We start from the raw sequence: 13,790 nt of genomic DNA, 5'->3' as shown, positions 1-13,790 counted from the left end.
TGCCGATAGGAGTCGACATGAACATCTTCACTCCCCCCCACTTGCGCATGGCCGCGCTCGGTCTCGTGCTGGGTCTGGTGTCCGTCTCTGCCCTGGCCCAGGGCGTGTACCGCATCGTCGGGCCCGATGGCCGGGTGAGCTATTCGGACCAGCCACCGCCCGCAGCCAACGCGCGCCCGGTGGCGTCGGGATCTTCCGGTGCGGGCGGTGGCGCCAGTGCCCAGTTGCCGTTTGAACTGCGCCAGGTCGCCAGCCGCTACCCCGTGGTGCTCTACACCAGCCCCGAGTGCGCACCTTGCAACAGCGGGCGCAACCTGCTCAACGCGCGCGGCATTCCCTACAGCGAAAAGACCATCACCACCTTCGAGGACGCCGAGGCGCTCAAACGACTGAGCGGCCAGAGTTCGTTGCCCTTCGTGACCATCGGCAGCCAGCAGATCAAAGGGTATTCGGACGGCGAGTGGACCCAGTTCCTCGACGCAGCCGGCTACCCCAAACAGTCGGCCCTGCCCAGCGCCTACCGGCGCGCTGCCCCCACACCCCTGGTGGCGGTGGCCCCAGTTGCAGCACCTGCACCAGCCACCACGGCGCAGACGCAACCGGTCGAGGCACCGGCACCGTCGGTGGCGCCCCCGGTGACCAACCCCGCCGGCATCCGCTTCTGACCCGGCGTCGGGCGCCGACTTAGACTTAAAACGTCAGCGTCTTCACGCCATCCGACGTGCCCAACAGGCACACGCTCGCCTTTTGGTGGGCGAACACGCCCACGGTCACCACGCCAGGCCACTGGTTGACCTGGCTCTCGAACGCCAGCGGGTCGGCGATCTGCAGTCCGGTCACGTCCAGGATGTGCTGGCCGTTGTCGGTCACCAGCGGCGCGCCGTCTTTCATGCGAACACGGGCCTGACCGCCCATGGCAGCGAACTGGCGCACCAGACGCGCGGTGGCCATCGGAATGACTTCCACGGGCAGTGGAAACGCGCCCAGCGCTTTCACCAGTTTCGATTCGTCGGCGATGCAGACGAAGCGGCGCGACTGCGCCGCCACGATCTTCTCGCGCGTGAGCGCGGCACCACCGCCCTTGACCATGTGGCCCTGGGCGTCGATCTCGTCGGCGCCGTCGATGTAGACCGACAGTTCACCGACCTCGTTGGCCTCAAACACGGCAATGCCCAGGGCTTTCAAGCGCGCGGTGGAGGCCTCGGAGCTGGACACAGCGCCGGGGATCTGGTCCTTGATGCTGGCCAGTGCGTCGATGAACTTGTTGACGGTGGAGCCGGTGCCCACCCCCACGATCTCGCCGGGGGTCACGTATTGCAGGGCCGCCTGGCCAACCAGTGCTTTGAGTTCGTCTTGGGTCATTTGAGACAATCGGTGAAACAACAGCCCTGGATTATCCGATGTCGCTTCTGCCCTATGCCGCCGCCCGCCCCTTCCTGTTCGGCATGGACCCCGAAGCCGCCCACGAACTGACCCTCGGTGCCATCGCAAAACTGCAGCGTTCGCCGTTGACCTGCCTGTACAGCGAGCCCCGCATTCACGACCCCCACACGGTGGCGGGCATCCAGTTTCCCAACCGCGTGGGTCTGGCGGCGGGCCTCGACAAGAACGCCCGCTGCATCGACGGACTCGCGGCCATGGGCTTCGGGTTCGTGGAGGTCGGCACCGTCACGCCGCTGGGCCAGAGCGGCAACCCCAAACCGCGCATGTTCCGCCTGCCCAAGGCCAACGCCCTGATCAACCGGCTGGGCTTCAACAACGAAGGCCTGGACGCATTTGTCGCCAACGTGCAGCGCGCGCGCTTTCGCAGCCAGGGCGGCGCCAGTCCCATGGTGCTGGGTCTGAACATCGGCAAGAACGCGAGCACGCCGATCGAGCGGGCCACCGACGACTACCTCACCTGCCTCGACGGTGTGTACCCGCACGCCGACTACGTGACCGTAAACATCTCCAGCCCAAACACGCAAAACCTGCGCAGCCTGCAGAGCGACGCGGCGCTGGACGCCCTGCTGGGTGCGGTGGCCGAACGGCGCGAATTGCTGGCGCAGCGCCACGGCCGGCGCATCCCGGTGTTTCTCAAGATCGCGCCCGATCTGGACAACACGCAGATCGAGGTGATTGCAGCCACGCTGATGCGCTACGGCACCGACAGCGAGGGCCGAGCCACGGACGCCATGGGCGTGATCGCCACCAACACCACACTCAGCCGCGACGCGGTGAAAGGCATGGACCACGCCAACGAGGCCGGCGGCCTGTCGGGCGCTCCGGTGCTGCAGATGAGCAACCAGGTGATCCGCCAGCTGCGCGCCTGCCTGGGCAAGAGCTTCCCCATCATCGGCGTGGGCGGTGTGCTCAGCGCAGCGGATGCCGTGAGCAAGGTCCAGTCGGGCGCCAACCTGGTCCAGATCTACACCGGCCTCATCTACAAGGGCCCCTCGCTGGTGTGGGAATCCGCCCGGGCCATCCAGGCCATGGGCACCTGATCAGCTCAGTGCCGCCACCCGGTCGGCAATGGCCAGGCAACTGGTGAGGCCGGGCGATTCGATGCCGAACAGGTTCACCAGACCGGGCACGCCGTGCTCGTCGGCCCCCTGGATGCCGAAGTCGGCCGCCGCTTCGTGTGGCCCGCTGATCTTGGGTCGGATGCCCGCGTAACCCGGCTGCAAGGCGCCTTCGGGCAAGGCGGGCCAGTAGCGGCGCACTTCGGCATAGAAGGCATTGGCACGCGCGGGGTTCACCTGCAGGTCGTCGGGTGACGCAGTCCACTCCACGTCGGGTCCGAACTTGGCCTGACCACCCAGGTCCAGCGTGAGGTGCACACCGAGTCCGGCCAGATGCGCATCGGGCTCGGGTGCCGGGTAGATCAGGTGCGTGAAAGGCGAGCGCCCGGCCAGCGTGAAGTAGCTGCCCTTGGCATACCAGGGCTTGGGGACCAGCCGCGGGTTGAACCCGCGGATCTTGCGGGCCAGGTCACAAGCGTGCAGCCCCGCCGAGTTGACGACGGTTCGAGCGAGCAGACGTGTGCCGTCGAGCGACTCCACCTGGATGCCCCGCGGCGTCACCGCCAGTTCACGAACACCGCTGTGGCACGCCACCAGCCCTCCGTGGTTCTCCAGGTCCCCTTGCAGTGCGAGCATGAGCGCGTGGCTGTCCACGATGCCGGTGGATGGCGAATGCACCGCGCCGAGGCATTGCAGCTGGGCCTCCATGGCCTGTGCTTCCTGCTGGTTCAGCAACACCAGATCCGCCACACCGTTGGCGGCCGCCTGGGCCACGATGCCGGGCAGGCTGGCCAGTTGGGACGGCGTGTTGGCCACGATCAGCTTGCCGCAGCGTCGGTGGGCAATGCCGCGCTCGGCGCAGTACGCGTAGAGCGCCTCGCGCCCTTGCACACACAGCTGTGCCTTCAGCGACCCGGCCGGGTAGTAGATGCCCGCGTGAATCACCTCGCTGTTGCGCGAGCTGGTGCCGGTGCCGATCGCGGCCTCGCGCTCCAGCACCATGACCTCGCGTCCGGCCATCGCCAGCGCGCGCGCCACCGCAAGCCCGATCACGCCGGCACCGATGACCAGCGCGTCGACCTTTTCCAGACTCGGGCTCATGTCAGTGTCAGCCTCAGCGATGCCGGTCCAGCATCTCGCGCACATGCACGCCGGGAATGGCGTACGAAATGCCCGAGGGCTGGCTCAGCGCCGACTCGCGCGTGCCCTTGATCAGCACCATGTTCAGCACACCCAGCACCTCACCGGTCTCGGGGTGAAACAGCGGTCCGCCGCTGTTGCCGGGGTAGGCGGTGGCATCGAGCTGAAAGATGTTGAAAGTGCCATTGCGCAGTCCGCGGATGGCCATTTCGCTCAGGCGCCCGGCCGAAGGGCTGGGCAGCGCTGCCGGTGTGATGCTGGAGACCGTGGCGCGGTGCGTCACAGGCGAAAAGCCCAGCACCCCACCGATGGGGAAACCCATGAAGGCCAGATCGTCGCCTTCGCGCACGGAATTCGAATCGCCGAGCCGGGCGGCCGTGCCCGGCGCGCCTTCCATGCGCAGCAGGGCCAGATCGACCGCCGGATTGGTTTCCAGCATCACCGCAGGACGCATCTGCCATTCGCCCGAGGCCTGTCGCACCTGCACCACCAGCGCGGGAGCGTCGCCCCCTGCGGGCGCGGGCAGCACATGCGAGTTGGTCACCACCAACTGGCCGTTGCCCACGATGAAACCCGTGCCCCGAAGCTGGAAACGAGGGCTGTCGGTGGCCTTGAAGGTTCCGATCAACACCACCGAGGGTTTGAGCTTGACGATGGCCTCGGCCAAACCGGCCTGCACGTGAGACGTTGCCAGCAGAAACAGCCCTGCGAGACCTGCCAGATGGAATTCGCGTCGAATCATGGGGCGGTCCTTTGGGTGAGCAGGCTTTTGAACATCTTTCGCAGCAGGTGCCAGCCCAGCAACGCCGGCGGCATGCGCAGCCAGTGTCCGCGCAGGTACAGCATGGCGCGCGCCAGCGGCGTCCAGCGGTCGGCAGCGGTTGCATGGTCGGGACGCAGCGCGCGCAGGAACAGCGCATCCTGCAGACCCTCGGGCATCACGGCGCCACGGCGTTGCGCAGCCGCCTGCAATTCGGTTTCGAACCCCTCGGGCGCGGGCGTCTGCAACAGCAGGCGCGTATAGCGCAAAGCCAGGTACAGCGGCCCGGCCAGATCAAGCCGCAAGGCCCGCGATTGCAAGGCGGGCCAGAAGTCCAGGTCGCGGCCGAACTCGCGCAACAGCGCGTCGAGGTCAACCAGTCCACGCAAACCCATCTCCAGCTCGCCCTCATGAAACAGGTGTGCGGCGCTGTGCAACACCATGTCGGGTCTGGCGAGCACACGAACGCGCTCATCGTCGCCCGCTGCCACCGAGTCCACAAGCAACAGTGCCGAGTCGGGCTTGAGCCGCGCGGTCGGCGGCAGGATGGCGTGGTGCACGTCGAGAACCGAGCCGCGCTTGACGTGGCGCAACGGTGGGAGCTCGTGCATCCATTGGCGGTAGTACTGCTGGTCGTAGGCGTCGCGGTTGGTTTGCACCCAGCCGGCCATCATCAAGGCAGATTCGACTTCCGTCAGGCGCTCCCGCGGCACCAGGATGTCCACGTCCGACACCATGCGCCCACGCGCAACGGCCAGCCCCGCCTGCACGTAAGCGGCGCCCTTGAGCAGCACCACTGGCTCGTCCAACGGCGCCAACGCCCGGGCAATCGCCTGCACCTCGTGGCGCAGCTCCACATGCTGGCGCTGCGCCAGCTTCATGGCCGATTCCAGATGCCTGCGGGGCTGCAATGGCAGGTCGTCCCACACACCATGAAAGCGGGCGTTTTCGCCGACGCGGGCAAGCACGTCGGCGCGACGACCCTGGCGCACCAGCAAGTCCCACTGCGCCATGGACAGCTCGGCCAGGCTGGCCGGCCGGACCAGGGCGTCAAGCAACACGGCGACGGAATGGGGCGTCATGCCTGACCCTCCAAGGCGTCAAACCAGGCCAGTGCCTCGTCCAGCGACGCGTATTCGAGATCGTGGCAGTCACAGCGCTCGACCAAGGCGGCGAGAGCCTCAAAGCCGGTGCGGCCATGCACGTGGTGGTTGAAACTGTTGGAGGCCAACTCCACCAAGGCCTGGGACTTGGGATGCTCGCTCACCGTCAGAGGCGATCCCTTGGTGTACTTGGGGAAAACCACCCAGGCAGGCAAGGCAGGCACATGTGCCTTCGCCAGGCTCTCGCGCGACACTTGCATGTGTGCGACGGTGCCCTTGAGCGTGTCGTGTGCCGTGGGGCCGAAGCTCAAGCCGCGGGCACGCTGCCGGATGACCTCAATCGAAGCGTTCTTCAGGCTCACGGGCCTGGGCGCAGGCGTGACCAGGCCGGTCTCCGGATCCAGCAAAGCCATCTCGTCGGACAACAGCCGCCAGCCGTGCAGCATCAGCGCCGCGCACAGCGTGCTCTTGCCCGATCCGGGGGGCGCTGGCAGCAACACGGCACGACCATTTTTTTCCAGCACGGCCGAGTGGATGGTGAGCCAGTTGTGGCAATGGCTGGTGATGCACCAGTTCATGCCCCACTCGAGGAAGGCAAACGCTTCGCCGTAGGCCAGTGGCGTGAAAGGCTTGAAGCCGTCCATCTCGAACACGCACAGCTTCTTGTACAACAAGTGCTGCGTCAGGACTGCCACGTGAAAATCAGCAAAGGTCCCGACCTCATCAAGCCATTCATTCTCGCCGTACAAGGCCAGCAAGCCTTCAGCGACCACGGGAATGGGACTGCGGATCTGCATGACGAACGGCGGCACTCTGAGGACGATCCCATCTTCCGCCAATCGATGGGCCAGATCGGGCAAGGACAACACGTTCAGGGTCGTTGGCTGGCTCACGTCGTTGTGTATTCCGCAAAGCCCAGGCTGACCAATTCATTCAACAGGACGCGAACCTGTTCCAGTTCGGATTCGATCGGTTCTTCCACCAGAATCAGGCGCAACAACTCAAGGTCAGACAATGCCGTGTTGCAGATCAGGTGCCCTAGCGCTTCACCGGCGATCGGATTGAGTGCATGCAGGCTGCCGTCGCGTTCATCAAACACGGCCACCCCGTCTTCAAAGACGTGGAGTGCAAGTTCAAGAGGCCTTTGGCAGCGGCAGCGAACCTGCATGCCACTTTCCCTCACAAGAAAGATGGACCGAACACCTTGTCGAAATAATTCATGGTGTCGACAAGAGTCCAATTGGCACCAGCAAAAGGCGACCAATTGCCCTGACCGTTCCAGATCGCCTGGCACTGGGAGACGGTCAACAGCACACGCTCGGAATCGTTACCCACAGACTTTGCCGACAAGAATGCCGCGACCACATGACGCGCCAAGGCCTTGTTGTTCCGGTTGCCTCCCATGTCGAGAACATCTTGCAGCGTCTTGCCAGTGAACGCGCCACCCGGGTTCTCAATGAAGCCCGTCACCGACGAGTCCAGAAACAGCGTTTGCTTGAAAGTCGAGGTCAGGTTTCCGTTGTGATTCTTCCAGTAACCATGGGATTTGCATTCAAAGTCGTCGCGGATGACACGGCCTTTGCTGACCGTCATCTCAGCAAGCTTCAACGACGAAAACGAAGAAGGACGGATACAGGTGTGTTCGCTCCCCCCGGCCAATACGGAATTGCTTTTCAAGGCAGCCAGGACCGGCGCAGATGCAAGGCCTGCTCGCACCAATCGCCGACGGCTGAGACCGTTCGAAGCCTTGGCAGGCGTTTGATTCGTTGAAGGCGTGCTTTTGTCGTTCATGTGAGGCTTCCTGCTTCCCGGGCTGTCGGTCTGTGTCGCGGATTCGAGCGGTCGAGACTTGTGAGGTCGAGCGTCAGGTGGGTTTTGGATGGTGCAAGCAAGAATCCTGCCGAAACTAACAGCTGCTTACAAGTCCTTGATTTGGTGAGGCAATTGGCGCTGGCTGATTTTCCCTCGGGCCTGAGGCACCCAAGATGTAAAGAATGCCGACGCACGGGTCTCACAGCGAACCCTTGAGTTGGGTGACTTCCGCTTGACCGGAAAACTTGTCTCCCAAGGCGGTCAACTCATCCAGCAGCGGTTTGGCAGCGGCCTTGTCGCCGGCCTTGATGTGGATCTTCGCCAGGTTGAGCTTGAACAAAGGCGTGTTGGGCTGGAGTTCCACCACCTTCTTCTGCAGGGTAAGCGCGCGCGCGTGTTCGTTCTTCTCGGAAAGCAACAAGGCCAGTGTGTCCATGAAGGCAGGCTGGTTCGGAGCCACCTCGTTGGCCTTTTCCGCCAGCGCCACTGCGTCAGCCCGGCCCAGCTTGCCCGCCACCCATGCCATGTTGTTCAAGGCGAGCGCGTTGTTGGGCTGCAGGGCAATCACGCGGTCGTAATGGCGCTGCGCTTCGTTCAGCTGGTTGCTCGCAATGGCGCGGTCGCCGAGGTACAGCGGCACGGCTGCGTCGTTCGGATTCGAGCGCTGCCATTCGGTGGTCAGGCGCTGCGCATCGGCGGCCTTGCCGCCTTGCGTGAGTGCGGTGTGCAGCTTGATGACGAGTTCGGGCCCAGGAGCCACTTTCAAGCCGGCCTGGTAGGCCGCGGCGGCCGCGGGCCAGTTTTTGTTGGTCGCCTGCACATCCCCTTCCAGCAGGAAGCCCGCGCTTTCCTTCGGCCGCTGGGTCTGCACGGTCTTGCTGATGGCCACCGCCTCGCTGGCCTGGTTGGTCTTGAGCAACAGCTCCGCCAAGCCGCGCTGGGCCGCCAGCAGGTTGGGTTGTGCATCCAGTGCCTTGCGCAGGCTGGTGATGGCGGCGGAGTTGTCCTTGGCGGCCACGTGCACGGTGGCCATACGCAGGTAGGGCAAAGGCGACGTCGGCATCAGCCCGACCAACTTGTTGAAGCTGCTCATGGCCTGGTTGTTTTCACCATTGGCGGCCTGGGCGCGACCCAGCGCATCCACCAGCTCGGGTACGTCGGGCAAGGCCACAGCCGCGCTTTGTGCGGAGGTCAAGGCGGCCTTGGCGTCGTTCTGGCGCAGGTGGTACTCGACCAGCATCAACCGGGGGGTCTTGTCGGTGGGCGCTGCGTCGATCGCTTTCTGGATCAAGTCGATGACCTCCTGCTTGCCCGCGCCCGATCCAGCCTTGATTTCGGCGAGGGCCATCAAGGCCTGGGGGTTGGCGGGGTTGGTCTTGAGCACCGCCTCCATCCGCTGCTGCGCGTCTTGCGGCTTGCGGTCCACGATGTCCAGCGCGGCCAGAGCAGCGGTGGCGGCAAAGTAGCCGGGGTCGATCTTGAGGGCTTGCTCGAACGAGCTGCGTGCCGCCGCGCGGTCGTTGCGCAACAGCAGTGCGCGGCCGCGCAACTGGTGCGGCAGCGGATCGTTGGCGCGTTTTTTCTGCAGTCCGTCGATGGCCACCAAGGCCTTGTCCACGTCGCGGCGGCGCATGTGGGCGTTGATCAACGCCATGTCGGCCACCACGCCGGCGTCGGACGACGCGATGTCCTGCAGCTCACCGAGCGCCGATTCGGCATTGCCCGTCGCCATCTGGCTCAGGGCCAGCGTGGTGCGTTTCGTGGGGTCGGTGGGGTCGAGCCTGGAGGCGCGGGTGAAGAACTGCTGCGCCAGCTCAACATCTCCCTTGACCATGTGCGCTTGCCCGGCCACCGACAGGAGCGCCGGGTCGGAGTCGTTGGTGGCGATGTCGGCGGGCAAGGCGGCGATGGCGCGATCCACCTGACCGGTGCGCAGGTAGGTCAACACCAGCACCCGGCGCGCCACGCGTAGTTGCGGCGCGGCCTGCACCGCGCGCGCCAGCAGGGCTTCGGCCTGCACCATGGAGTTGAGCTGGTACTCGATCGAGCCGGCGAGCTCCAGCGCAGTGGGGTTGTTCGGCGTGAGCTTGAGCAGTTGCTGCGCGTGTTCGCGCGCGGCGGGCAGTTCGTTCTTCTGCAGCGCCAGCTGGGCCTGCAGGGTGAGGGTTTGCGGGTAGCCGGCCGCGAAGGTCTTGAGGGTTTCGATTTCCTTGGCAGCTTCGTCGAGCTTGCCCTGGCTGAGCAACACGCGCACCACGCCGCCCTGTCCTTCCTGGAACTTGGGCCGGGCAGCGGCCGATTCGCGGTAAGCGGCCAAGGCCTGGTCGGGCTCGTTCTTGCCGTAGAGCAGGATGTCGCCGCGCAGCTTGAGCGCGTCTTCGTTCTTGGGCGATTTGGCCAGCAGCGCCGTCAGAACACCCAAAGCACCGTCAAAGTCGCGCTGGGCCGCCTTGAGCCGGGCCTGTTCAATCAGCGCCGGCTCGTGGTCGGGTTTGGCGGTGAGCGCCTCTTGCAGACTTTTCTGGAAGGCATCCTGGTTGCCCTGCTGGCGCCAGGCCACAGCCACCAGGGTCTTGAGGGTGGCGTTGGACTCGGCGTTGCCCAGTTGCACGGCGGCGTAGTCTTTGGTCACCCCGGCGAACTGACCCTGCATCAAGCGGCTGCGGGCCAGCAAGGGCGTGACTTCGTCGGCTGCGTGACCCAGATCCAATGCTTTTTGCAGTTCGGTCTGGCCACCCACCGGATCGCCGTTGGCGAGCAGTGCCTTGCCCAGCAGGAAGCGCGCTTCGGCGAGGTCGGGCTTTTCCTGCAGTGCGTTCTTGAGCTGGATGATCGCCGCGGCGTTGTCCTTCTTGTCCATGTACTCCCGCGCGGACTCCACCATCTTCTGCGGATCGCTGTTGCCGCAAGCCGCGAGCAGCAGGGCGATGGACAAGGCCACCGGCGCAATGCGCCATGGGTTGGTTGTGTGTTTCATGGAGTGCTCCTCTTGATCAAGCGGGGTGTCATTTCAAACCGAGGCGGTGCATCAGGTCGTACAGGGTGGGTCGACTCACACCCAGCAGCTCGGCCGCCTTGAGCACGTTCCCGTTGGAGCGGGCCAGCGCAGCAATCACCGCCTTTTTCTCGGCCTCGTCACGCACGGTGCGCAGGTCCAGCGACGCATCACCCTCTTCGCCCGCCGGGACCGCCAGCCCCAGGTCGTCCGCAGTGACCTGGCTGCCGTCGGCCATGATGGTGGCGCGTTTGATGCAGTTTTCAAGTTCGCGGATGTTGCCTGGCCAGGTGTGCGCCTCGATGGCCCGCAGCGCGTCCTCGGACAGAGACAGGTTGCGCCGGTTTTGTTCCATTGCAAAACGCTTGGTGAAGGCGTGGGCCAGCAAGGCGGCATCGCCCACACGCGCGCGCAGCGGGGGGATGTTGACCACGATCTCGGCCAGCCGGTAATACAGATCTTCGCGGAAGCGGCCTTCGGTGGTGAGCTGCTTCAGGTCCTGGTGGGTGGCGCAGACGATACGCACATCGACCGGGATCTCCTGGCGGCCGCCCACCCGTTCGATGACACGTTCCTGCAAGAAGCGCAACAGCTTGGCTTGCAACGGCATGGGCAAGTCGCCGATCTCGTCGAGCATGAGCGTGCCGCCGTTGGCGGTTTCGATCTTGCCCAGCGTGGTCTTGGCCGCGCCGGTGAACGAACCCTTTTCATAGCCGAAGAGCTCGCTCTCCAGCAGATTCTCGGGAATGGCCGCGCAGTTGATGGCCACAAAGCGCCCTGCCCTGCGGTTGGACGACTGGTGCAGTCCTCGGGCCAGAACCTCCTTGCCGGTGCCACTCTCACCCAGCAGCATCACGGTGGCGCCGGTGTTGGCCACCTTTTCGATGGTGCGGCACACACGCAGCACGTCGGGATCGCGCGTGATCAGGCCGGACAAGGTGTCGGCCTGGCGCATGGACTGCAGGCGTGCGTTTTCGGTTTGCAGCTCGTGCAGGCGGAACGCCCGCTCCACCGTGAGGTTGAGCATTTCAGGCTCGAAGGGCTTGGCCAGGAAGTCGTAGGCACCCATGGCAATGGCCTTGAGCGCGTTGGACTGGCCGTTCTGACCGGTGAGCACAATCACCTTGGTGTCGGGCGACGAGACCACGATCTGCTCCAGCAACTTGAAGCCCTCGTCGGTGCCGTCCGCGTCGGGCGGCAGGCCCAGGTCCATGGTGACGACGGCGGGCGCGTGGCGACGCAGTTGTGTGAGAGCGCTCTCTCGATCGTCCGCGGTGGCGGAAGCGAACTGGTCGAGCGACCATTTGATTTGTTTCTGCAGTGCCAGATCGTCTTCCACGATCAGCAACTGCGGGCCTTTGTCTGCGCTCATGCCTCTCCCAATTGATGCCAGTCGGATTCCTGGAACGACTCGATCAGCGGCAGCAGGAGCGTGACCACGGTCCCCTCGCCTTCCCTGCTGTCGACGCTCACCTTGCCCCCCAGCTCCTGCACGTACTGAAAACTCTCGTAGGCGCCGATGCCCATGCCGGCTTCCTTGGTGGTCTGGAACGGCTTGAACAGCCGCTCCTGCACGAAGCTCTCGGACATGCCCATGCCATTGTCCCCGACTTCCACGCGCGCATGGCTGCCAAAACGGTCGATCTTGAGCCACACCCGTTGGGGCGATTCGGTGGCGTCCAGCGCGTTGTTCACCAGGTGGCCCATGACGCGCTCAAGCCGGTCTTCATGGCCCCGCGTGGCCACACGGGGCTGCACATCGACCTCAAGCTCGCGACCACGGCGCGACACGCTTTGCGCCAGGCCTTGCGCGATGCGGCCCAGGTCGACCCCCACCGCCGCTCCGCCCGGAGCAGCCCCCTCGCGCAGCTGCAGCATGAGCTGGCGCATGCGCTCCAGCGAGTTCTCCACCGTCATCAGCATGTCGGCCTGGAACTCGGGGTTGTGGCTCAGCCGCTTGGCGTTCTTCACCATCAGCGAGAGCTGGGTCACGATGTTCTTGAGGTCGTGCACCACAAAGGCCGACATGCGGCTGAAGGCTTCGAACTTGCGCGCCTCCAGCAAGGCTTCGGTCGACTGCATCTGCGCCAGAAAACTCGCGGCTTGGCGACCTGCGGTCTTGAGCAGATCGGTGACTTCCCAGTTCACGTCCATGCGGGTTCGGGGGCTGCCCAGCACCACAAAACCCAGCAGCTCGTTGCCCAGCCACAGCGGCACCAGAAGCCAGGCCTGCGCTTGTGCCTGCAACCAGTCGGGCAAGGTGAGGTTCTCGTAGCGATCGGGTGAAACGCGGTATTCCTCGAGGTTGACCACCCAGCCGGTGCGGTGCATGAAGTCCAGCAAGGCCGAGTCCACCGGTTCGGTCTGCGACTGCTGCGGCAGGTTCCAGCGCGCCACCTGGCGGTAGAGCTTTTCATCAGGCCGGCGCAGCCACAGTGCTCCGGCCGGGCTTTCCAGCATGTCGGCCAGGCCACGGATCACGTTCAGCCCCGTCTCCCCCGGTGCGCTCTGGGTGGACAGCGTCTGGGTGAACTTGAGCCACTCTTCGCGGTAGTCGTACCGGTAGCTGAAAAAGTGTTTGCCCAGCATCACCCGCAGGTGCGCCCGGAACGAGCGCGACAGCGCCAGTGCAATCAACAACACCAGCGCCAAGAACACCAGTGCCAGCTGCAAGGCGCGGCCCCAGTCGCTGCCGAAATAGCGCACGTAGTAACCAACGCCGGCAATGAACAGCAGATAGCCGCCGGCCATGAGCAGCGTGGCCGAATGGAACACCACCTTGCGCGAGACGCGGATCTTGGCGATCCAGTTGCGGTGCCGCGTGGTGGACAGCAGCAGCAGCGGCATCAAGGCCGCGTGCACGATGCCGCGGATGTTCCAGGCGTCCTGGTCGATGCCGGCAAACAGCACCGCCTGCGAGTACAGATACAGGTCGAACAGGAAGATGCCGGCCAGCCCCAGACAAATCGGCTTGGCGCTCCAGAGCGCGTCTTCGGGCAGGTTGCGAAACAGCTGCTCCACCAGCACCAGACCCAGCACCGACAGCAGCATCATGCTCAGGAACAGACCGACCGGCGCTCCGCCTGAAGGCTGGAACCAGATGGCCGAAAACACCAGGCTGAGCAGGCTCAACAGTGGCAACGCCACGGCCAGTGGTGCCATCCAGGGCGCAGCATCCAGCGCCCTCCCCTGATCGGCGCTGGCCCGGAAGAGGAACACGATGAAAGCAAACCACGCGGCGTAGCGGCAGACATCGGCCACCGCAGCCCACACCCACCAGATGGGTGCCGCCAGGGCCAGCAGGCTCAAGCCCGCCCAAGTCGTGGTGAGCACAGCAGCCAGCAAGATGGCCACGCCGGGGCGGTTCACCGGTCGCTTGAGGTAACCCTGGCGGGCCACCAGGAAACCCAGCAGCGCATAGGCCAGGGCCGCGGCAGCAAAGCCCCAGGCCATCAGGGAGTTGTCGACGCCGATCATGC

Annotated in this window: 12 protein-coding genes; 2 read left to right on the top strand and 10 right to left on the bottom strand. The window is 65.0% G+C overall.

Annotation, left to right across the window (positions count from 1 at the left end):
* Positions 1–17: 17 nt before the first annotated feature.
* Complete coding sequence (locus BSY239_RS07690) at positions 18–665, top strand: glutaredoxin family protein (RefSeq protein ID WP_069046328.1); 648 nt, start codon at positions 18–20, stop codon at positions 663–665.
* A 25-nt stretch (positions 666–690) separates the two neighbouring features.
* Here BSY239_RS07690 and rpiA read toward each other — a convergent pair whose 3' ends face one another.
* On the bottom strand, positions 691–1,362 hold the full coding sequence (gene rpiA / locus BSY239_RS07685; protein WP_069046327.1) for a ribose-5-phosphate isomerase RpiA: 672 nt from the start codon (positions 1,360–1,362) through the stop codon (positions 691–693).
* 38 nt (positions 1,363–1,400) lie between these two features.
* Here rpiA and BSY239_RS07680 point away from each other — a divergent pair, with 38 nt between their 5' ends.
* The gene (locus BSY239_RS07680; protein ID WP_069046326.1) at positions 1,401–2,483 is read left to right on the top strand and encodes a quinone-dependent dihydroorotate dehydrogenase; all 1,083 of its coding nucleotides are present in this window, start codon (positions 1,401–1,403) and stop codon (positions 2,481–2,483) included.
* Here the strand turns inward: BSY239_RS07680 and BSY239_RS07675 are convergent, their stop codons facing one another.
* From BSY239_RS07675 to prsK, 9 genes are all read right to left on the bottom strand, one after another.
* Positions 2,484–3,602, bottom strand: coding sequence for an NAD(P)/FAD-dependent oxidoreductase (locus tag BSY239_RS07675; protein WP_069046325.1), 1,119 nt, complete (start codon positions 3,600–3,602; stop codon positions 2,484–2,486).
* 13 nt (positions 3,603–3,615) lie between these two features.
* Positions 3,616–4,383, bottom strand: coding sequence for a S1 family peptidase (locus BSY239_RS07670; RefSeq protein ID WP_069046324.1), 768 nt, complete (start codon positions 4,381–4,383; stop codon positions 3,616–3,618).
* A complete protein-coding gene (locus BSY239_RS07665) occupies positions 4,380–5,483 on the bottom strand; it encodes a nucleotidyltransferase domain-containing protein (protein WP_069046323.1) in 1,104 nt (367 codons plus the stop codon). The genes BSY239_RS07670 and BSY239_RS07665 overlap by 4 nt, the downstream gene beginning before the upstream one ends.
* Positions 5,480–6,397 (bottom strand): HprK-related kinase A, encoded by a 918-nt coding sequence (locus tag BSY239_RS07660; protein ID WP_216637507.1) that lies wholly within the window; start codon positions 6,395–6,397, stop codon positions 5,480–5,482. Before BSY239_RS07660 ends, BSY239_RS07665 begins: the two co-directional genes overlap by 4 nt.
* Positions 6,394–6,672 carry a hypothetical protein gene (locus BSY239_RS07655; protein ID WP_156775439.1) on the bottom strand — a complete coding sequence of 93 codons (279 nt, stop codon included), beginning with the start codon at positions 6,670–6,672 and terminating at the stop codon, positions 6,394–6,396. The genes BSY239_RS07660 and BSY239_RS07655 overlap by 4 nt, the downstream gene beginning before the upstream one ends.
* Positions 6,673–6,683: 11 nt before the next feature.
* On the bottom strand, positions 6,684–7,295 hold the full coding sequence (locus tag BSY239_RS07650) for a hypothetical protein (protein WP_156775438.1): 612 nt from the start codon (positions 7,293–7,295) through the stop codon (positions 6,684–6,686).
* A gap of 220 nt (positions 7,296–7,515) precedes the next feature.
* Positions 7,516–10,293 (bottom strand): XrtA/PEP-CTERM system TPR-repeat protein PrsT, encoded by a 2,778-nt coding sequence (gene prsT, locus BSY239_RS07645; RefSeq protein WP_069046320.1) that lies wholly within the window; start codon positions 10,291–10,293, stop codon positions 7,516–7,518.
* Between the two features lie 28 nt (positions 10,294–10,321).
* A complete protein-coding gene (gene prsR, locus BSY239_RS07640) occupies positions 10,322–11,683 on the bottom strand; it encodes a PEP-CTERM-box response regulator transcription factor (RefSeq protein WP_069046319.1) in 1,362 nt (453 codons plus the stop codon).
* Positions 11,680–13,788 carry an XrtA/PEP-CTERM system histidine kinase PrsK gene (gene prsK / locus BSY239_RS07635; RefSeq protein ID WP_069046318.1) on the bottom strand — a complete coding sequence of 703 codons (2,109 nt, stop codon included), beginning with the start codon at positions 13,786–13,788 and terminating at the stop codon, positions 11,680–11,682. Before prsK ends, prsR begins: the two co-directional genes overlap by 4 nt.
* Positions 13,789–13,790 lie beyond the last annotated feature (2 nt).

The organism is Hydrogenophaga sp. RAC07, assembly GCF_001713375.1.
GTDB lineage: Bacteria > Pseudomonadota > Gammaproteobacteria > Burkholderiales > Burkholderiaceae_C > Hydrogenophaga.
Note: the sequence above shows the minus strand (reverse complement) of the source record. Positions and strands in the feature narration are given on the sequence as shown.